Origin of the sequence: Stenotrophomonas cyclobalanopsidis, assembly GCF_008710035.1 — a bacterium.
Classification (GTDB): Bacteria; Pseudomonadota; Gammaproteobacteria; order Xanthomonadales; family Xanthomonadaceae; genus Stenotrophomonas; species Stenotrophomonas cyclobalanopsidis.
This window is the reverse complement of sequence record NZ_VYKI01000005.1, coordinates 105,178-123,629: the sequence shown is the minus strand read 5'-3', so window position 1 is coordinate 123,629 and position 18,452 is coordinate 105,178. Positions and strand designations below refer to the sequence as shown.

19 protein-coding genes are annotated in these 18,452 nt (G+C 62.6%); 10 read left to right on the top strand and 9 right to left on the bottom strand.

Annotated elements, in window-relative coordinates; translation table 11 throughout:
- The first annotated feature begins 237 nt into the window (after window positions 1-237).
- The 5 genes from fusA to FJU31_RS06105 all read left to right on the top strand — a co-directional run bounded on the left by fusA (window position 238) and on the right by FJU31_RS06105 (window position 5,589).
- Entirely contained in the window at window positions 238-2,274 is a 2,037-nt protein-coding gene (gene fusA, locus FJU31_RS06130; protein WP_150453950.1) for an elongation factor G, read from the top strand.
- A 220-nt stretch (window positions 2,275-2,494) separates the two neighbouring features.
- The gene (locus FJU31_RS06125) at window positions 2,495-2,767 is read left to right on the top strand and encodes a hypothetical protein (protein WP_150453949.1); all 273 of its coding nucleotides are present in this window, start codon (window positions 2,495-2,497) and stop codon (window positions 2,765-2,767) included.
- A 111-nt stretch (window positions 2,768-2,878) separates the two neighbouring features.
- Window positions 2,879-3,634 (top strand): SapC family protein, encoded by a 756-nt coding sequence (locus tag FJU31_RS06120; protein ID WP_150453948.1) that lies wholly within the window; start codon window positions 2,879-2,881, stop codon window positions 3,632-3,634.
- An 854-nt stretch (window positions 3,635-4,488) separates the two neighbouring features.
- A complete protein-coding gene (locus FJU31_RS06110; RefSeq protein WP_281290812.1) occupies window positions 4,489-4,887 on the top strand; it encodes a fimbrial protein in 399 nt (132 codons plus the stop codon).
- A gap of 228 nt (window positions 4,888-5,115) precedes the next feature.
- Window positions 5,116-5,589 carry a hypothetical protein gene (locus FJU31_RS06105; RefSeq protein ID WP_150453946.1) on the top strand — a complete coding sequence of 158 codons (474 nt, stop codon included), beginning with the start codon at window positions 5,116-5,118 and terminating at the stop codon, window positions 5,587-5,589.
- Between the two features lie 107 nt (window positions 5,590-5,696).
- Here FJU31_RS06105 and FJU31_RS06100 read toward each other — a convergent pair whose 3' ends face one another.
- Window positions 5,697-6,575 (bottom strand): hypothetical protein, encoded by an 879-nt coding sequence (locus FJU31_RS06100; protein WP_150453945.1) that lies wholly within the window; start codon window positions 6,573-6,575, stop codon window positions 5,697-5,699.
- A gap of 222 nt (window positions 6,576-6,797) precedes the next feature.
- Here FJU31_RS06100 and FJU31_RS06095 point away from each other — a divergent pair, with 222 nt between their 5' ends.
- Complete coding sequence (locus tag FJU31_RS06095) at window positions 6,798-7,160, top strand: hypothetical protein (RefSeq protein ID WP_150453944.1); 363 nt, start codon at window positions 6,798-6,800, stop codon at window positions 7,158-7,160.
- A gap of 281 nt (window positions 7,161-7,441) precedes the next feature.
- On the opposite strand, the gene FJU31_RS06090 is transcribed toward FJU31_RS06095, so the two are convergent.
- From FJU31_RS06090 to FJU31_RS06075, 4 genes are all read right to left on the bottom strand, one after another.
- A complete protein-coding gene (locus FJU31_RS06090; protein ID WP_150453943.1) occupies window positions 7,442-8,590 on the bottom strand; it encodes a hypothetical protein in 1,149 nt (382 codons plus the stop codon).
- A 153-nt stretch (window positions 8,591-8,743) separates the two neighbouring features.
- A complete protein-coding gene (locus tag FJU31_RS06085) occupies window positions 8,744-11,044 on the bottom strand; it encodes an ATP-binding protein (RefSeq protein ID WP_188115460.1) in 2,301 nt (766 codons plus the stop codon).
- A gap of 8 nt (window positions 11,045-11,052) precedes the next feature.
- On the bottom strand, window positions 11,053-11,679 hold the full coding sequence (locus FJU31_RS06080; protein WP_150453942.1) for a response regulator transcription factor: 627 nt from the start codon (window positions 11,677-11,679) through the stop codon (window positions 11,053-11,055).
- A gap of 187 nt (window positions 11,680-11,866) precedes the next feature.
- On the bottom strand, window positions 11,867-12,205 hold the full coding sequence (locus FJU31_RS06075) for a hypothetical protein (RefSeq protein ID WP_150453941.1): 339 nt from the start codon (window positions 12,203-12,205) through the stop codon (window positions 11,867-11,869).
- 306 nt (window positions 12,206-12,511) lie between these two features.
- On the opposite strand from FJU31_RS06075, the gene FJU31_RS19420 reads away from it, so the two are divergent.
- Window positions 12,512-12,757 (top strand): hypothetical protein, encoded by a 246-nt coding sequence (locus FJU31_RS19420; protein ID WP_246161231.1) that lies wholly within the window; start codon window positions 12,512-12,514, stop codon window positions 12,755-12,757.
- Between the two features lie 86 nt (window positions 12,758-12,843).
- Here FJU31_RS19420 and FJU31_RS06065 read toward each other — a convergent pair whose 3' ends face one another.
- Both FJU31_RS06065 and FJU31_RS06050 read right to left on the bottom strand, forming a co-directional pair.
- The gene (locus FJU31_RS06065; protein ID WP_150453940.1) at window positions 12,844-13,449 is read right to left on the bottom strand and encodes a hypothetical protein; all 606 of its coding nucleotides are present in this window, start codon (window positions 13,447-13,449) and stop codon (window positions 12,844-12,846) included.
- A gap of 1,011 nt (window positions 13,450-14,460) precedes the next feature.
- Window positions 14,461-15,171, bottom strand: coding sequence for a hypothetical protein (locus tag FJU31_RS06050; protein ID WP_150453939.1), 711 nt, complete (start codon window positions 15,169-15,171; stop codon window positions 14,461-14,463).
- A 481-nt stretch (window positions 15,172-15,652) separates the two neighbouring features.
- Between FJU31_RS06050 and FJU31_RS06045 the strand changes: the two genes are divergently transcribed.
- A complete protein-coding gene (locus tag FJU31_RS06045) occupies window positions 15,653-16,009 on the top strand; it encodes a hypothetical protein (RefSeq protein ID WP_150453938.1) in 357 nt (118 codons plus the stop codon).
- Between the two features lie 61 nt (window positions 16,010-16,070).
- The gene (locus FJU31_RS06040; protein ID WP_150453937.1) at window positions 16,071-16,412 is read left to right on the top strand and encodes a hypothetical protein; all 342 of its coding nucleotides are present in this window, start codon (window positions 16,071-16,073) and stop codon (window positions 16,410-16,412) included.
- Window positions 16,413-16,428: 16 nt separating this feature from the next.
- On the opposite strand, the gene FJU31_RS19280 is transcribed toward FJU31_RS06040, so the two are convergent.
- Entirely contained in the window at window positions 16,429-17,154 is a 726-nt protein-coding gene (locus FJU31_RS19280; protein ID WP_246161230.1) for a hypothetical protein, read from the bottom strand.
- Window positions 17,155-17,318: 164 nt separating this feature from the next.
- On the opposite strand from FJU31_RS19280, the gene FJU31_RS06030 reads away from it, so the two are divergent.
- Window positions 17,319-17,819 carry a hypothetical protein gene (locus FJU31_RS06030; RefSeq protein WP_150453936.1) on the top strand — a complete coding sequence of 167 codons (501 nt, stop codon included), beginning with the start codon at window positions 17,319-17,321 and terminating at the stop codon, window positions 17,817-17,819.
- Between the two features lie 67 nt (window positions 17,820-17,886).
- Here the strand turns inward: FJU31_RS06030 and FJU31_RS06025 are convergent, their stop codons facing one another.
- Window positions 17,887-18,402 carry a nucleoside 2-deoxyribosyltransferase domain-containing protein gene (locus FJU31_RS06025; protein WP_223176403.1) on the bottom strand — a complete coding sequence of 172 codons (516 nt, stop codon included), beginning with the start codon at window positions 18,400-18,402 and terminating at the stop codon, window positions 17,887-17,889.
- Window positions 18,403-18,452: the final 50 nt, after the last annotated feature.

Genomic DNA, 18,452 nt, shown 5'->3' with positions numbered 1-18,452 from the left:
GTGGTGGTTGGGGGGGCGCGCCCGGGGCCCCCCCCCCCCCCCCCCCCCCCCCCCCCCCCCCCCTCGACTCTACCCAGTCGATCCCATCCGCCAGTCGATCCCATCCATTTTTCCGTAACCCGCAACACCGAGGAGCACGTGCCATGCACCAGATCGCCGAGACCGAACGCTAGCCGCGCGCCCTGTCGCCAACCGGGGTGCGCGGCCCCTGAAGTTGGCTTTGCAGGAACCTATCTCATGAACACCCACTCCCTTTCCCGCCGTCGCAACCTCGGCATCATTGCCCACATCGACGCCGGTAAAACCACGCTGACCGAACGCCTGCTATGGAAAAGCGGCGAAATCCATCGTGTCGGCGAAGTGCACGACGGCAATGCGACCACCGATTTTTCGGCGATCGAGCGCGAACGCGGCATCACCATCGGCGCGGCCGCCGTGCAGGCGCAATGGGCGCCGCGCGATCTGCCGCCGCATCGGCTGACCTTGATCGACACCCCCGGTCACATCGACTTCGCCATTGAAGTCGAGCGTTCGCTGCGCGTGCTCGACGGTGCCGTGGCCGTGTTTTCGGCCGTCGATGGCGTGCAGCCGCAGTCGGAAACCGTGTGGCGCCAGGCGCGCCGGCATCGCGTACCGCTGATTGCCTTCGTCAACAAGATGGACCGCGTCGGCGCGTCGTTCGAGCGCGTGCTGGAGCAGCTGCAGGACAAGCTGCAGGCGCGGTCGTGGGCGCTGGGCGTGCCGCTGGGCAGCGAGAGCGACTTCCACGGCTGGGTCGATCTGGTCGACGAGCGCGTGCTGCGCTGGCAGGACGGCGCTGCGGCGTCCATCACCCTCTGGGGCGAAGACGAGCGCGGGCAGTGGCAGGCGCAGCGGCAAGACCTGATCGAGGCCGTGGCCGACCATGACGACGTGCTGGCCACGGCGTGGCTGGAAGGTGCGACGATCGATGCGGCGATGCTGCGCGCGGCGATCCGCCGGGCCACGTTGGCCGGTGCCGGCGTTCCGGTACTGGCGGGCGCGGCTTTCAAGGACAAGGGCATCGAAACGCTGCTGGACGCGGTGGTCGATTACCTGCCGTCGCCACTGGATCGCCCGGCCGTCACTGCCGAAGCGGAACACGGCGAGGTGTCGCTGCCGCCGGACCCGGACGGTCCGCTGGCGGGCCTGCTGTTCAAGATCATCCACCAGCAGCACGGCGCACTGAGCTTCGTGCGGTTGTACTCGGGCACCTTGAAGGTGGGCGACGCCATTGCCAGTTCGCAGCACCCGCAGGGGCGCCGCGTCAGCCGGCTGGTGCGCGTGCAGGCCGACCAGACCCACGACATCGAGCAGGCCGTCGCCGGCGACATCGTCGCGGTGTTGGGCTGGAAGGATGCCGTCAGCGGTGAAACGCTGAGCGGTCGAGGGCAGCCGTTGCGCCTGGAGAGCATCCAGTCGCAGGCGCCGGTACTGGCCTGGCGGCTGGAGCCGGCACGCGCGGCCGACCTCATCCGCATGGCGCAGGGCCTGGCCAGCCTGGCCCAGGAAGACCCGTCGTTCAAGGTGGAGACCGAGCGCGACAGCGGTGAAACCCTGGTCTGGGGCATGGGCGAGCTGCACCTTGAGGTGATGGTCGAGCGCCTGCGCAGCGAATGGAAGGTTGATGTCGGGGTTGGCGCGCCGCGCGTGGCCTACCAGGAAACGCCGTTGCGCACGGTGTCCGGCGTGGTTGGCCGGGTCTCCAAGCAGAACGGCGGCCAAGGTCAGTTCGCCCATGTGGTGCTGGACGTGGTGCCGCGCGAAGACGACCAGGTCGTGTTCAACGACCGTATCGTCGGTGGCGTGGTCCCGCGCGGTTTCATCGCCGCAGTGGAAAAGGGTGTGCGTGCGGCGCTGACGTCCGGGCCGCAGGGGCATCCGGTGGTGGGCATCGAAATCAGTCTGGTCGATGGGGAAACCCATGCCAAGGACTCCTCGGAGACGGCCTTCCACCGTGCCGGCGGCGAGGCGATCAAGGCCGCGCTGGCCGCGGGTGGTACGCAGCTGCTGGAGCCGGTGATGGCTGTGACGGTGCATTCGCCGTCGGCCTCGGTGGGTGATGTGGTGGGCGACCTCAACCGTCGCCACGGCCGCATCGCACGCATCGACGACCAGGAAGGTCGCGCCGAAGTCAGCGGTTTTGCACCGCTGGCCAACCTGGTGGGTTACACCACCTCGCTGCGCTCGCTCAGCCAGGGGCGCGCCAGCAGTGAAGCGCATCTGCACGGCTACGAGCCGGTGCACGCTGCGTGATGCGAGACTGAGGGAGCCCGTTCGCGGGCTCCCTTTTTTGTTGTGCGCGTTTGGCGGCTGTCATGCGCATCCATGCATGGCATGGATCTACAATGTGCGGGCGGGATGATGCGCGCCCGCTGGCGCTGCAGCGCAACAAAACTGCAGAAAAAGCTGGATTAAAGTGATGCCTCACGATAAATTGCGCACCCCTGTTGATTTGCCGCCGATCGCACCCGCCATGCGTGATGACAACGACCCCGGAACCCTGGAGCTGACCCTGCCGCGCAAACGCGGTCGGCCGCCCAAGTTCGGGTACGCAATGAGCGATGCGCAGCGGGCTGCGCGCTATCGTGCGCGCAGGGCAGGGCAGGCCAACCACGCCGACGTGCGCTCGTGCACCGACATGGTGCTGTTGGACAAGATCCGCGCGGCCGTCAGTGCCCGTGACACCGAACTGGCGGGTTTCCTGGTCCACGTGCTGTGGCAACGCTACCCGCTGCAGCTGAAATAAATTCGCGTCGGGGTGGCTCTTGCCATCCGGCTTGTTGATAATGCGGGGTTCAGGTTGTTCCCGCTGGCGCGCCCGGGATGGCAGGCGTGCATGTTCGACATGGCTTTGACGATGACCACCACCAGCGACACCACCACCGAAGCTGCACAGAGCGGCGCACCCCTGTTCTACACCCGTCCGGTGCCGCTGCAGGCCGACGTGCATGCCGATGTGCGCATCCTGCCGGGCAAGCTGGAGTTCGCTGCAGGCAGCAACTCGATCCCGCTGGTGCTCGGCGAATTCTCGCTGGCGCTGCACCACTTCCCGATTCTGTTCGCCGGCCCGACCGCCGTGCCGATGGCCGCCGTCGGCATCACCACCGACAACCTGTTCATCACCGATGGCCTGTGGGCGGATGAAACCTACATCCCGGCCTACCTGCGTCGCCACCCCTTCATCTTCATCGACACCGGCAAGGACAATGACTTCCTGCTGGGCATCGACGAAGAAAGTCCGCGCATCGTGCGTGGCGGCGAAGAAGGCCAGCCGCTGTTCGTCGATGGCAAGGCCACCGACATGGTGCAGCAGGCGCTGGAATTCTGCGGCCAGTTCACCCGCGAGCACGAACAGACCCAGGCCTTTTCCAAGGCGCTGCTGGAAAACAACCTGCTGGTGGAGCGCAACGCCACCATCCGCCTGCCCGATGGCCGTGAGTTCAACCTTAATGGCTTCTTCGTGGTGGACGTGGAGAAGTTCGTCGCGCTGCCGGACGCCACGGTGGTCGAATGGCACCGTAGCGGCTGGCTTGCGCTGATCCACCAGCACCTGATGTCGCTGGGTCGTTTCAACGACCTGACCCGTCGCCAGGCTGAGCGCAACGCGGCCTGAGTCAGGACTCTGGTGCGATTGCGGCTGTGCTGTGATCGCACTGGTTTTCACTCGGCATCAAAATTTTGACGAGCCTCCCATTCGAGCGGATGGGGGGCTCTGGTCGTTCGGGTTTCAGCGGGCTCTGAAGCTGGGTGCTTCAGTGGCGGGTATGGTGGCGACATTGGGCGCGGATCTGCACCCGAAGGCCTCGAAATAGTTCTACTGCCGCATCTCGTGCGGCGCACAAGATCGATGCACGCCGTTTTCGGCGACACTTGCTCCCTTGGGGTGAGATTCATCGATGTCTATTCGAATCGCCGCTTTGTTGGGCTTGGCCATTGCGGCTCCGCAGTTTGTTCGGGCGCTCTCCGCCATCGAACTGTCGCGCGTGTTGACCCGCGATCGGAATAATGAGCCATAGGTTGCGTCCAGCAGCCAGCAGGCAAGGGCGCTGGCTCCTCCCCTTGCCTTGGGTAGCGAACCTGGCTTTGGGTTCCTCGCAGTCGGCTGACCGCGCTGCGCGGTTCGGCGCTGGGGATTGGGATTAAGCTTGAGTCTGTTGGCGCGCCTGCAGGCGGAATCGCCCCGAACAGTACCAAGGAGTTCGCGGCGCCCGCTGGCGGTGCTGGTGGATGGGATTTCCGGGTCCGAATGACCCGACTCCCCGGCACCTATCAAGGTGGCGCCGTCAACGCGACGATCACAATCAACATCACTTATTCCTGAAGTGCGATATGAGACCGAAAAACGCAAATCCAGTTCGTCGTCTATTTTGAGCAGGCGCTATTCAGCATTGCCTTCTTGCTCTGGCGCTTCTCGCAGCTTCCGGTGGTTCATTTGCTCAATCCAGCTTTGACGTAGCTGGGACGCTGGTGCCGGACTGCATTATTGGCGACACCATGACGATCGACCTTGGCACACTTCCCGCCGGCGCCATACCGAGGGTAGGGGCAGAGGGGCCCGAGTCGCGGCGCGAGCTTGTCTCCGGTGGTTGCGTCGGCGTTGCCAGTGTGGATATGACCTTCCAGGGAACGGCCTCTGGCGATGATCTTGGAGCATTTGCGGTGGAGGGTGGTGCCTCTGGTGTCGGGGTCATCCTTCGCACCGAAGATGGGCGCGCGATTGTGCCGAACTCCACAGTGCCGTTGACGTTCTCGCGACTTCCCGCTGGCGAAAGCTACAAATTCCTGGCCCGATACCGCAATGTGTCTGGAAAGATCGTAGCCGGCGATGCCAATGCGAAAGGGACCGTTGTATTTACATATCGCTAGCGGCAGGCCGGCACAGTGCCAGCGGGGCGACTATCGGCTGATCCAGGGCGTGGTCCAGTAGACCTCAACGCCTATCTGGATAGGCGCCGGCAGATGGATCGCGTTGTCGTGCGGCCAGAGTGGAGCAGGGCGTGCATGGATGGTTGGCCGAGACGGTCGCCAGGATTTTCGCCACACGCCAGGATCGGTCATTAAACTCAATGCTACTTGCTCAGTTGAGGTGACCGCATGACTTCTTTGAACTTGGATCCAAACAGCATCTTCAATAGCGTTGTCGGTGGGCTGGTGTTGCTTGGATTGGCTTGGGCGTTCGGTCGAGGCAAGGCATGGATCTGGCTGCTTGGCAGCAGACTCGGCCTGTCCCTTATGAGGGCAGAGCTCAAGAAGGCGCTGGAACTGGGGCGGGATCCGTCGAGGATGCAGGCTTTCCTGCTCCGGCACGTGCTGATCAGCTTTGCCATCCTCGGAGTGGGAATCGCTTACGCCCCGGTCATGCTCCTGGATGGGGGGATGGATTGGATTGGACCTGGCGCCGCAGTGTTGGGGTTGGGGATGTACTGCAACGTCATCTACGCCCTCGGATTCATGAGCCGCGTGGGGCAGGGTGACGCGTACGTGATCCGTCAGCAGGAGAAGATTGCTGCTCTGGAGGAGCGGGTGGCGGCACATAGGGCCACAAAAGGGCAGCCGACTCAGAAGTGATCGACTCGGGCGTCCTGCTGCCATCGCTTGAGATTGCAGTACTGGCAAGGAAGAAGGATCCCGTCAGTGGGATCCTTCCATATCCCGTCGCCCAACTCCGGAGGACTTCAACGGGCTCGTCTATCAGTCGGTGGCGACTTCCCGGCGCCAGTGGAGGATTCTTCGGGCCGCTCGGGTTTCGGAACGGAGCCAGGCGCCAGGCTGGTCACAATTGCCTCATCAATCAGTCCCAAGGACGCAAGGGCTTCCGCCGCGGGATGCGCACGGTGCTTGTAGTGGTAAAGGCTCAGCTTGGAGGCACCCTTGCGTGCTGCGTAAAGATCGCAGTACGTCGCAATATCCTTCACAAGCTCGATGGCGTGTCCGAATTCGGACTCCCACTTATCCAACTCCTGCGCCAGATATATAGTGTCAGCTGTGCTCTCCGTAGTAGCAGGCCAAATCTTGGGCTGCTGCCGCACATTCTGCACCTCAGCGCGATCCAGTTTCGAAACAGCCTCTGCTTTTCGGGTCATTGGACTGAAAAACGATCCGCCAGAATTTGCCTTGCGATAACTCAGTCGGCGCGTGGTTGTTGCCTGCAAGGACTCGCTGAGCTCCATGGATAGCGTGTCCAGGTGCTTTTCCACCTCTCTGAGCGCCTCGCGATCACGAGCGTCATCAAGCTGGGCAAGGAAAGATTGTTGCTGAGCCTTTGCGCTCTCGGCCTGCTCCGCAACGTGAATCGTCTGCCTTGCCATCTCGGCGCGCTGATGTTCGAGTGCGGCGCGATTGTCCGCAGCCTCCTGTCTTGTAACGCGAAGCGTCTCCAGGACCAGAAGTACGGTGACGATGCCAACGAGCGGATTGAGCATGCCGCCAAGGAAGTCGCCGAACTGGCCCCAGGAGTCGGGATCACCGAACGGGTAAGCATGGAATCGAACAAGGTAGGCGGCGCTGAGCAGCAGAGCGGCCAGGACGATCACCCACGGATACAGCTTGGGCATGCGACCTTTTGCAATAAATTTCCCAACGCGGTAGCAAAAGCCATTAGAAGGGGCGGGCGCAGCGTCTGAATCATCCATGATGGGCTGTGTTTGCGGTGACAGAGCCATAGCGGCACGTCCTCTGGAATCTTTATAGAGTCGCCAGCACCTGGCAGTGCTTGGCATCGGCCTTGTGGCATGTCAGTTTACTGCCCTGATGCGCGTGATGATGCGAGCCCTTGGATGAATGATCTGGACGAGATCTACGCAGATACATGGATTCGCAGAGACGCAATGCTTGGCGATCGAAGCTATGCGGACTACCTCCGATCAGACGGTTGGCGGCAGGTCAAGGAGAAGGCTCGTGGTCGTCCGAACTATCAGAAGTGTGAGTTCTGCGACTGCCTTGAGGTTGAACTCCACCACACCAGCTACAAGTGGCTGGGGACCAAGGATGAGCTGAGAGCAATCATCAGTCTTTGCCGCGCGCATCACCAGGAGGTCCACGACATGGCCAAAGCCGCTGGCGTGTCTGTGCGCGTGGCGACAAATCGACTTCGCAAGGTCTACAAGCCGCATTGCGGAATGCCAAACAGGGTTCCGTAGATTTCATGCTGGGCCCCCTTCAATGGCGCGCTTTGATGATCTTGTGCCAGCTGCCTTCCCACTCTTCATCAGTTTGGTGATCGGGCAGCCTCGGGTGATGGAGCGAATCAGCCAGCGCATTGAACTCTGCTAGCGCATGACTTTCTTCGTAAGCAAGACGGGAGCTGGGCCCTGAGTCGTCAAGCCTTGACTTGATCTTCAGGGGTGCCCGGCTCCGTACGCACTTGGTGGCCTGTAGCCATGAAGGTGAGCGGCGGTGCATCAGGCGCAGGAGGGCGTGATCAATATCTTGGCCCACGCCTGCGATTGTTGGATTGGCCAAGTTTTTCGTTTCGTGTTGGAGTAGGCTCGCGAGGAGAGCATTCACATCGCCCCAGCACCTCAATGACTGCTTGAGTCAGCTCAGGATCGGAGAAAGGGAAGGGCGGAGGCATGGATGCTCTCTTCCGTTCAGTGGTCCGTAGCCGGTTGGCTGCAATGGGTTCGATTCTCCTGCCGGCCAGATGCATCTGCCTTGAGGCTTCGTCCCTTTGTCGCAGGGTGTGGATGAACTCGGGTGACCCTGGCCGAGAGTGGAGAACGGCCACGTCCATTATCTTAAGGATCGGAGGGACTACTCTTTCTGCTTGTGAGTAGGTCAGGGTCAGCCAGCCCCGGCAAGTCAGCGGCGCTCCCATTGCATCGTTCGCGTTGGCGGAACCAAGGTTAAGCAGCTGATCCAGCGGACTATCATCCCAGTCGACTTCAATTGACAGCGCCCGCCTGACTGAACGGGGCATTGACGCACCTGTGGCATTGTTGATGCTGAATTCAAGGGCAAGTCTGACCTGAGGCGCCAGGTTGCTCAGAGGGACAGTCGCTGGACGCTTGTCCAGGTCCCAGGCCAGGTAGTGCACCCAGTCCAGGTTCTTCCAGTTCAGTGCTGTGCGTTTGAGGGATTGGACACCGACGGCGGTCTTTGCCAGCTGGACGAGCTGCACTCGCTTGCCGGTGTGCTGCGTCAACGCTATTCGGCGTTTGCCGAAGGCGCTCTTGGCTACCTTGGACTGGAAGATGGCCAGCCGGCAATGGTTCCCGCCCAGATCCAGGACGAGTGCAAAGTCCCCGCCTCGCTGCGGCTCGGAAGATCTGCCCGAGTAATGATTGGTGTACTGGGCCCACGACACTGATGTGCAGGGGCCCCACTGATCCGCAGGAAACTCCTCCATTCGATCATTGATCGCATGGCCGAATGCGGCGATCGCGCCCAAAAAAGCGCCGTTGGCGTCTACTTCGCCACGATGTTCAAGCAGCGGCGCCCGTACATTTGACCCTGACCCGGCAAGGGCAAAACGGGAGCTGACCAGGTCAACGCTGGCCTGCAGAACTGCCTGCACAGGACTGAGGTCATGGTCAATGAGCTCTTTCAGCGAGAAGCGATAGGGTTCCATGTCCCTGGATCCGGTTGGTCGTTCCCGTCAGCTTATCAGCGGCCGCACGCTGGGTCCCTCGTCCCTCGTCCCTCTGTTGCTCGTTGGAAACGCTTTGGCGAGACTGGGGTCAGCGTCTGCCTGGACTGAAGAGGTCGGGCAACGCAGCCGGAGTCAAGGCTCTTGCGCGGCGGTAATATCGCCGCGCCAGACGCGCAGCACCCGCAGCAGCCGCTGCGCTTCGGACCAGTCCGGGGCAGCGGCGTTGCCCACGCTCCACAGTTCACCCGCCACGTCCTGCATGGCTGCGACGCCGCGCATCTGCAGGACACCCTGCAGGCGATGGGCATGATGACACAGCGCTGGTGCATCCCGCGCGTCCACGGCCTGCTGCAATAGCGCCATTTCTGCGCGGATGTCTTGGTCGTAGTCCGCGAGCAGTTGCGCCGGCAGGTCGGTGATGGGTTGTGCACCACTGCTACCGAGGTCCAGTGCATCGAGCAGGCACTCGATCTGCAGCGGCTTGACAAGAACGCCATCGAAACCCGCACGCTGACAGCGCTGCAGGTGCTCATCGCCACTATGTGCTGACAGTGCGAGCAGCCATGCCCGATTCGCCTGGTCGCGCTCCTGCGCACGCAACTGCGTGGCCAGCGCATAGCCATCCATCGCGTCCAGTTCTATGTCGAGCAGCACGATCGAAGCGGGTGAGGCGGCGTGTTGGGCAAGCGCCGCAGCAGGGCCGTCCGCTTCGCATACGTCCGCGCCGAGTTGCTGCAGTTGCGCGGTAGTGACCTGGCGAGTGAGTACATGGTCGTCGACCAGCAGCACCTGCAAGCCGCCGAGTGGCATCGACGTGTCCAGCGTTTCCTGCGCAAGCGCGCCTTCATCCAGCACCCGCACCGGCACGCGCAGGATGAAGCGGCTGCCGCGACCATGGACGCTGTGTGCATCCAGCGTGCCGCCCATGGCCTGCGCCAGCTGACGGCAGATTGACAGGCCCAGACCGCTGCCGCCGCGCTCATGGCCGCCGTCCGCCTGCCGATACGGCGCGAACAGCTCGGCCGTCTGTGCGGGCGCAATGCCGATGCCACTGTCGACCACCTCGATCTGCAACCGGGCAGGGCAGGATGCGGCGTCCACCTCCACGCGCAGATCCACGCCGCCCACGTCGGTGAACTTGAGTGCGTTGCCCAGCAGGTTGTCCAGGATCTGGCGCAGGCAGTCGGGATCGACCAGCACCGGCGGCAGGGCTTCGTCCGCATGCAGTTGCAGGCGCAGGCGTCGCTGCTGGGCCTGCGGCGTCGCGGCCTGCACGGCCTGCGCGCATAGCGCAGCCGGCGCGCATGGCCGGGGCCGCGGCCGGAAGCTGCCGTCCGCCAGCCGGGAGAAATCCAGAGCGCTGTTGAGCAGTCTGCGCAGGGTCTGCCCGGCATTGGCGGCGATGGAGGCCAGTTCGTGTGCGCCGGCCGGCAAGGCGCTCTGCTTGAGCAGGTCGACCGCTGTCACCATGGCCTGCGCCGCATTGCGCACCTCGTGATTGACCATGCCGGAGGCGTGGCTGCGCTCACGCTGCTGCGCCTGCAGGCGCCCGTGCCGGCGCCTGGATGCGACAAACGAAACGAACAATGCCAGCAGGGCCATGGCGAGGACCGGCAGCACCCAATGTGGCGGTTGGATGTTGGCGTGCTGCCATCGGTCCGCCAGCGTATGCCGGGCCCAGTGCTGCAGCAACGCGGCGTGCTCATCGACAGTGATCCGCGCCAGCGCGTCTTCGATTCGGTCGATCAACTGCTGGTCGCTGCGGCGTGCCAGCAGATGCAGTTCGTGCGGGAAGTGGTCGCGCAGGGGCTGCACGCGCAGGCTGTCGTGGAAATCGCGCCGGAACACCGGGCGCAGGCTGGCCTCCAGGCCGATGGCTGCATCTGCCGTGCCGGCATCGACCAGCGCCAGTGCCGCATGCATGTTGGGCGCCGCAACAACCTGCGCCTGCGGATGGCGCGCGACCAGCCAGGCGGGGTAGGGGTCACCTTCTACCGCGGCCAGCTTCAGGCCGTTCAAGCCGCTGGCGTCGTGGGGCAGGGGAGTGTCCAGCGGGCCCGCCAATACGGTATCGCCGCCGCGAAACGGACGGGATTGAATGAGGGTGGCGCAGGGCAAAGGCAGGTCCGTGGCCGCGCCTTGCACCAGTACCAGGTCAGCCTGCCGCGCGCAGACGGCCGCGATGGCGGCAAGGGTGCTGTCGTGCGGCTGCTCGATGAAGGACAGGCCGGAATGCCGCGCCACCAATTTCGCATAACGGTGCGCAATGGTCGGCGGAGCGTCCGGCTGTGCCTGCTCGGGAAATGGTCGCAGCATCGGTCCAGTTGCGACACGCACTGGGCGCTGCGGATTCCCGGAAGATTGCGGGCCATCCATCGTGGCGCTGGTCAGCAGGCAGGCCGCGAGCGACGCAATCGCCAGGCGCAGCCACATTGCCGCGATCACAGCGCCTCCAACTGGGTGCGCAACGCGTAGATCTCGGCGTCATTGCGCAAGCCCAGCTTGCGCAGCGCGGCGTTCTTCTGGGTGCTGATGGTCTTGATGCTACGGTGGCGCTGCACTGCGATTTCGGACACCGTCATGCCGTCCAGCAGCAGATGCAGCACCTCGCGTTCGTTGCGGCTGAGCGGCTCGCGCGTGGGCGGCAGCTTGCACCCGGGCGGAAGCCGGAACAGCCCCTGGGACACCCGGATCACCGCATCGGAGAGCTCGGCCAGTGGCTCGCATTTGCTGACATAGCCGCTGATTCCGGCATCCAACAGCACATGGATGCCGGCGTTCGACGACTGCCCGGCAAACGCCAGCAGCGAGACCCGCGGCGCACATTCGCGCAGTTTAAGCACCAGCTCGGGGCCAGCAAGATCGTCCGGGCCCAAAGTGATATCGATGATCGCCACATCGACCGGGTGGTTCATCAAGTACTTCAGCAGCGGCGCGCTGTGGCCGTGGCTGGCGACGATCCTGAAGCGCGTATCGGTGCCGAGGTGCATGCCGACGCCGCGTCGGACGACGTCATGATCGTCGAGCAGTGCCAGCCGAAGGCGACGCGGTGCAGGATTTCCATTCATGCTCAGGGAGGTGATCGTCGCCCAGGGGGCGTGGCGCTTATTCTGGCGCTGCCATCTTGGTGGTCATCGAATTCGTACGATTTTTGCGACTATTCCTAAACGGGGGCGCAGCTGATGGGATTCGGGCTTTGAAATCTGGTGGTCAGGGCCCTGGTCGGGCGCTCAGATTTCAAGGAATTTTGGGCTATTAACGTGACGCGTCACGGCCGTTTGGTTGGGTGACCCATGAGGAGGCAGCCTTTGGGTCACGCTCGTGTGGCGTGTTGCGGTCATGGGCATGGCGCTGGCTTGTGGTGGTGCTGGATTGGCGCGGGAAGCTCAGGTCGAAAAGCGCATCGAGGTTGGCGGCGGCGTGGCATTCATTCCGGGCGGCCGGACTTTGGGATCCATCATGCTGGATGATGGCCGGTGCTTTGATCTGACGCAGCTGGAAACGGTGGCGCTGGCAGAACAAGCGTGTGGTGGTGGGCGGACCGCAGATGTCCTGGCCGCAGGGATTGGTTGCCGCGTTGATGTCGATCGACATCAAGGGCCGGAGGCTTGAGGGATTTGGGTGCCCGGGGAGCATCATCTATGTGGAGAGGGTTAGGAGGTTGTGGATCCTGGGGCGTCCATCCATGTACGAACATAATATACATTATGCGAAATGGCGTAATCGCCGAGTCTGGGCCTTTATTGGCTCCGCATGCCAGTAGCTGGGCCTCTCGCTGGGCTATTGCCTGCGCCCTCAGTCCCTGGCCAAGGATGAGATCGCGGCATGATCCAGTTCGACCCGCATCACCGTATCTACTTGACCGGCCCTCAGGCCGGCTTTTCTTTCCTATGAGATCGCTTGATCACTGCCGAGGGCCGCGAACTGCTTTCCGAGGATCTGGCCTGGCTTTCGCTCACACCTTGCGAAGCGCAGGAATGTCGCCGGATGACGGAAGCTGCACGCTCGGCACCGTCAATTGACATTTCCAGATATGTGCGCAATTGCGACGCCGGCATGCGTCATCATCCTGTCAATGTCGTCAATCTCCGGGATGTAGTGAGCAGACGCAAAGGAGCGTTCAGCGGTGGCGATGGCTGGCCCTGACGCCGAGCCACCGCGTGCAGCTCTTCATGAACTGTGGCCTCATCCTCCCCAGCGCGTGTAAGGCGCTTTCGTAAGGGGGGCTGCCACTAAACCCCTCTGCAGCCACTGCTGAGCCATGACCAATTGTCTGTTAGCAGGCCGCTCAAGAGCCAAAGTGTCACGTACACAGCAGCTACGAGGCCGAAGAGTGACAGGATTTGGATGGCGCGAATCTGCCACCGTGGTGCAACAGGCAACAAGTCGACCGTAATTGGACGGGCAACGGTTTCCTTACTCCTGACGGAAAGGACATTGGGCAGGGTATTGTTCACGGCGACCATCTCAAACCATAGCTCATCCCTTGGGGATAGCGTGGGGAGAGATATCGCAATCCGGCCGTGTGCAATTTCAGTGATGGTGAACGGTCGCGGCGGCCAGAGATTAAGTGATTGGGGAGAGTAGTTCAGAACGATTTCGATTTCGCTCAGCGGCACCTTGCCCGTATTGCTGATGAAGAATGATCCAACTGTTAAATGCGGCCTTTGATCCGTCACATTTCCTTCTGCATCTATGAAGGGCGGCAGGATGTGACTAATAGAAGCCCTTGGCCCCCACCCCATCGAAGTCTCAGGCTTCGCCGCAAGCTTTCCAATCAAGCCGAAAAGGCCAACCAGTATCGAAGCGATTTCCTTGCTGTAGTCAAGAATCGACATCTGTCCTTCCCTTGCCCGCTCAAGTTGTTCGCATGATAAACGGCGGTCCGCTCCCCTCGCTCGCTCGACCCGACTAGAATGCGCTAAGGACGCCTTGGGGGTACGTATGGACCGCGAACGACACGAACCAACCTTTAGCGCCCCTGATCTGCATGACGTGCAGTTCCGGGGAAATCGAAGCCGACCCGCCCGGCAGCACGAGTCCACATCGCCCTGGCTATATATTGGCGTAAGCGCCGCACTGTTGGTCGCGATCGCCATGGGGCTAATCGAGTGGAACGCGCGACGGCATGCGGCCGCAATGACGCGAGAGCTAATGCGCCCTGCAACGTCCGAAGAACAAGCCCAGTTGGACCGACAGGCTGCGGAATGGGAGCGAAAATTACAGGCCCAAGCGGCAGCTGAATCGGCTCAAATCCAGCGGGAGCTATGGGGGGTGGTTGAGCGCGCAGCCCCTCCGCCGCGCTCGCTCGGTAGCGATGAGCGCTGCATCAATGGCCGCCGGTTTCAGCGAATCGAAGGCGGCTGGCGTGATCGTCCTGCGGAGCCGTGTGCGCCGTGATGCTTCACGTTAAATCACATCTTGTTGGGTTGAGTGGCCGTCGGCATCCGACTGGCGCTCGGGAAAGGTGCAACTTCTGGGAAGTTTCCTGAGACGCGTTCAACAAGGCTGATTGTCGCCCCTTGACTGGCAACACCGCCACGATGGCCTTAGTGCCCTGATCCGTTACGCACCGGCAGCTGTTCTCCGTACTCACGCAGTAGAGGTGAGGGTCCGATACGACCGGTCGCTCCATGTACGCCGGAGCCGACCACGGCACCTCCTGCACCATAGGCGTGATTGCGGCGATGTAGTCCGTTCCTGTCCGCATTGCAATACGGCCAATACCTGAAGACGGCGCAGGATCACGGCCGCCGCTTCGGCTTGCCGCGGGCGCGCCGGGTGCAGCGGCGGTGCCCTGCTCTTCCTGCTCGGCAGCGTTTTGCTTCCAGGCCAGCTAGCCCGTCTAGCTACTTCTCCACTTTCGCGTCTTTATTTGCTTTTCGCATGATCTCAATCGTCTTAATGTCGCCGGCCGGAACCAAGGTTGTCGCCTGGCGGCTAGGGTCCCAGAGTGCGTAAGTGTCTCCAAGTCGCCCGATCAATTTCAGCCCGCCTCGAACACCCGCTTCTGTGCTGACTGTTGCCGTGTACATCTCGCCACCAGCGGCGATCCTTCCTGCGCGCTCGTAACCAAGCCAGCTGGAAGCGATCGACACATAGACCGCCATCACCAGGAAGTAAGTTAGCCACGGCGACTCCTTCACTCCGCGCGGAACTAACGGCGAGAGCTGCACCACCACGGCGCACGCGATGGTCAAAGTCATTCCAATCAGGATGGGCCACGCATTGGCCCACCAGATAAGTGCGCCCAGACCACCAAAGAATGCAATTGGAGACAGCCACGCGCGAAGCGGCCCCTTGGGAATTTCCTCTGACAGTTGCGCTTCCAGCCATCCGCCCAGCAATATCGCCAAGGCCATTAGAAACAAGGCTACACCCATGGCTGCAAGTCCCGCCAACGCCAACTCGCTTACTGCAACAAACTGAAACGGGTCTAAACCGAAACGTCCCCAGAAGGACTTTAGATAGAGTGAGCCTTGAACAAGGCCGAAGGTGGCAAGAGCGGAGCCCCAGCCCGCGAGTGTGCCAAAGGTGTAATCCTTCTCCGCGCGTTGCATGCATCGCCTCGTTGGTCCGCTTCTCGGCGTCAGTTGACCCAATTGTGTCGCATTACACCCGTTTTGGAATGGCCCGACGCCATTCATTGCAACACAACGCCGTTGCAGCACGGTCGGCCGGTTTCCTTTCTACGGCAAGCGCCTTGCCTAGCATCCCCCCTATGCGACAATGCCAAAAGCGTCAGGGCAATTGGCTGATTTGACCCCAACCCCTAGCCACAGTACACAACCGGGCGTAATCCTAGCCACGCCACCGAAAACGGGTGGTCGGGCTTCGAAACCCCGGTTGTGTGGATGTTGTTTACGCTTGCCAGCCGGCACCGCCTCGCGCGGTGTCGGCTGGCAATCCGTCGGCCGGCTATGGCGGGCGGTGCGTGGAGGCCTTGTGCCTGCCCGTATATCCACACACGGGGTTTCGAACCACGCATCGTCCGCCACCTTTATCGGTGGCGGCTTCTGCCTGCACGCACGGAGCCACATCATGTCCAAGCCCTACTCCCCTGCCCCCACGTCCACCCCAGAAGCCCCCGCTCCCGAAGCGGCGCAGGACTCCAACAGCCTGATTGCCATTCTCCACAGCATCGGCGCCGGCGCGGCATCCGATGGCCAACCGTGGCCCGAGCGTCACCCGCTGCCGTGGCGCAGGGTCGCCCTTGCCGATGCCGACTGCGCCTTGGCGGGCCAACGGGTGATTCAGGAGATCCTGCTGGCGGCCGAGCGGGCGCGCCAGAATGGCGACCCGGACCAGTACGTAGGTGATCGAGTAATGGAGGGCCTGGCCATGGCCTGCCTTGCTTTGACGATCTTCATCCAGGAACGCGTGCGACCGGCGGCCTGACGTGGCTGATCTTAAGATCTGGAGCAGTCGAGCGAGCTCGACTCTACTTGGGATCGGGCTGTTGCTGCCCTCGATGTCGGTTTGGGCTGGACCTGCGCCCGCGCAGGTTCAGACCTACAACGTGTTGGAACCGCAACAGATCGAGATGCTCCGCAGCTACGCACAGGGCTTCGTCGACGCCAAACAGCGAGCGGGTTTTGTGCTGGATGCGGGCAAGGCGCCAAGCAGCTGGTTCCAGATCCGCTACCAAGGGCGCCCAGTGATGGCGGTGGAGAATACGCCTGCGGGGCTGGTCGTCAGCGTACCGGCGGGTGTGGATCTACTTGCGCCGGATCTGCTGCGGCTGCGGAATGAGTTCCGGATCTGGCTGGAGCATGGCGAGCGGTTACGGGCTGGGGAGTAGTCGAGCGAGCTTGACTCTACGTGGCCGGGTCATCCTGCAGGGACGCCTCAAGCAGGGACGCATAGGTTTCCAGGCGCGACTTCTGGGCGATCAGCAGCCAGCCCACCAGGTAAAGCAGCACCATGGCAAAGATCAGGATGGCCCCTGCCCAGCCGATGTCGAAAACGCCGGTCCAATCTCCCCAATGCCAACCACGGAACTGCAGGTAAAGTGCGATCACTACCGGGAACGGGCCAAGACGCTGCAGCCCGCCGTACATGAGGCCCATGCGCTCGGTCATTCGCGTACGAAGTGCGGCCACGTAGCGGAGGCGCTGCTCTCGACGGTCCCGCGGATACTGGCGAAGTTCGGCAATGACCATTTCCCATTGTCGGAAATCGTTGTCCATTTCCATGGCGTGGGTGAGCCTGGGCTGCATGTACTGCCGGTACTCCCGCCGCAACGTCAGTAGCCCGCCTAACAGGAAGCCGCCAACTTCGATCGCCAGGCAGACAAGCGCCAGCAACAGGGCGACGATGGGGACCCAGCGGTCAAGCACAAGACCCGCCGTCAGGCCGATGAGCGCGGCAACGACGGCAACGCGGTAGGCCCATTTTTCAACTGGCCCGGCCTTGGGGTAGATGGTCGCGCCCTTCAGCCCCTGCACACGCGCGTACAGCCAGTGAAAGGTCAGCCCTTCGTCCGCCGGGTGGGCCACGGCGGGGGTGCCATCCTGATAGTGCGTGTCCATTTCATTGCCCATGGCGGATGGCGCTCCTTGCGGCTCGGGGAATGTTAGCGGTGTGGAGTCTGCGGAGTCGAGCAAGCTCGACTCTACTGGCCTAGAGCCCAGCGTAGGAGAAGTCCGATTTCCGGTACATCTCGACGGCGCTAGACTTCGACGGCCTTCTCCCGGAGCTGCCCACCATGGATCAGGACCCGTACCGAGCAACCCCGCCCCTCCCAGGCCAAGCGGCAGACAGCTGGGTCATTGAGATTCCAGGCTCCATCACTCGCCCCATCAAGTACATGTGGCTGATGCTTGCGGTGCTGAGCGCCATCTCGCTTGCTGCAGCCCTTGTGCTGCTGTTCGCCATCCAGCGCCATGGAACCTTCCTGGCCGCGGGCCTGGGGCTGACGACCTGCATGTATGTTCCCTTGGCAATTGGCATCTACAAACGCATCCCGCTGGTGGCCGTGGGCACGCTGATAATCAGTGTGATTGGATTACTGGGGGCGTTTGTGAGGGCGGCGATGGGCGATGTATCGGTGCCCGCGCTGGCCGTGTCCGCCGTGATGACGTTCGTAAGTGTTCGCGGCACGATCGCCATCTATGCATTCCATCGTCTTGTGGCCGAGGCGCGTCGGCGGCCTCCGGGCCAGCAATCGGACAGCCACCCGGCACTTGCGAGTAAGCCGGACGCGTAGAGTCGTTGGGCGGCGAAGCGGCAAGCTCGGGTGCTGTTCGGTGCTGAGGCCCGTAGGGGCAGATGGCTTAGTCGAGTAAGCTCGACTCTACGGGACGGCGCTGCTGGATACGGGCGCGGACTGCTTCGATCAGCTCGGCCAGGTTGTCATAACGCGGCACGCCATAGCGGTCGCCGGTGATGTCCAGATTGCCTTTGCGCCAGAACCCTTCCGGTGCGGCAACCAGCAGCTTGCCGGAACGCGCATACAACCCGAATTCCAGCAGCGTGATGGGGCTCTGTGTGCCTGGGGCGAAGTACATCAGCACGATGTCCGCCTTCTCCAGCGCGGCAAGCTCCCACTGGACCTGCTGGCGGAAGTTCGCGTCGTCGGCGCTGGGCTTCCATGCAGGATTCCAGTCCTCCCGACGTGGGTTGAGCATCAGCACGCCGTCATCTGCCAGCGCCTGCTGCACCTGCGCCTGCCAATCGCCGGCCTTGCCCATCTCGATGCTGCCGGCCAGGAACACGGTCACCCGGCCGTCCGATGGCGGAAGTGGCGCGGGTGAGGTCACGGTCTGCGAGGGGACCGCCCAGCAGGTCATGGGAACGATCAAAGACAGCAGAAGGGCTAGGCGATGTTTCATGGGGGCGC

Bases quoted from the DNA above. Each gene is read 5' to 3' on its own strand.
- FJU31_RS06045 (WP_150453938.1), top strand. From the start codon at position 15,653: ATGTCCAAGCCCTACTCCCCTGCCCCCACGTCCACCCCAGAAGCCCCC.
- FJU31_RS19280 (WP_246161230.1), bottom strand. From the start codon at position 17,154: ATGGGCAATGAAATGGACACGCACTATCAGGATGGCACCCCCGCCGTG.
- FJU31_RS06105 (WP_150453946.1), top strand. From the start codon at position 5,116: ATGACTTCTTTGAACTTGGATCCAAACAGCATCTTCAATAGCGTTGTC.
- FJU31_RS06085 (WP_188115460.1), bottom strand. From the start codon at position 11,044: ATGTGGCTGCGCCTGGCGATTGCGTCGCTCGCGGCCTGCCTGCTGACC.
- FJU31_RS06095 (WP_150453944.1), top strand. From the start codon at position 6,798: ATGAATGATCTGGACGAGATCTACGCAGATACATGGATTCGCAGAGAC.
- FJU31_RS06100 (WP_150453945.1), bottom strand. From the start codon at position 6,575: ATGCCCAAGCTGTATCCGTGGGTGATCGTCCTGGCCGCTCTGCTGCTC.
- FJU31_RS06065 (WP_150453940.1), bottom strand. From the start codon at position 13,449: ATGTCGATTCTTGACTACAGCAAGGAAATCGCTTCGATACTGGTTGGC.
- FJU31_RS06075 (WP_150453941.1), bottom strand. From the start codon at position 12,205: ATGTCGATCGACATCAACGCGGCAACCAATCCCTGCGGCCAGGACATC.
- FJU31_RS06050 (WP_150453939.1), bottom strand. From the start codon at position 15,171: ATGCAACGCGCGGAGAAGGATTACACCTTTGGCACACTCGCGGGCTGG.
- FJU31_RS06090 (WP_150453943.1), bottom strand. From the start codon at position 8,590: ATGGAACCCTATCGCTTCTCGCTGAAAGAGCTCATTGACCATGACCTC.
- FJU31_RS06030 (WP_150453936.1), top strand. From the start codon at position 17,319: ATGGATCAGGACCCGTACCGAGCAACCCCGCCCCTCCCAGGCCAAGCG.
- FJU31_RS06120 (WP_150453948.1), top strand. From the start codon at position 2,879: ATGACCACCACCAGCGACACCACCACCGAAGCTGCACAGAGCGGCGCA.
- FJU31_RS06025 (WP_223176403.1), bottom strand. From the start codon at position 18,402: ATGACCTGCTGGGCGGTCCCCTCGCAGACCGTGACCTCACCCGCGCCA.
- FJU31_RS06125 (WP_150453949.1), top strand. From the start codon at position 2,495: ATGCGTGATGACAACGACCCCGGAACCCTGGAGCTGACCCTGCCGCGC.
- fusA (WP_150453950.1), top strand. From the start codon at position 238: ATGAACACCCACTCCCTTTCCCGCCGTCGCAACCTCGGCATCATTGCC.
- FJU31_RS06080 (WP_150453942.1), bottom strand. From the start codon at position 11,679: ATGAATGGAAATCCTGCACCGCGTCGCCTTCGGCTGGCACTGCTCGAC.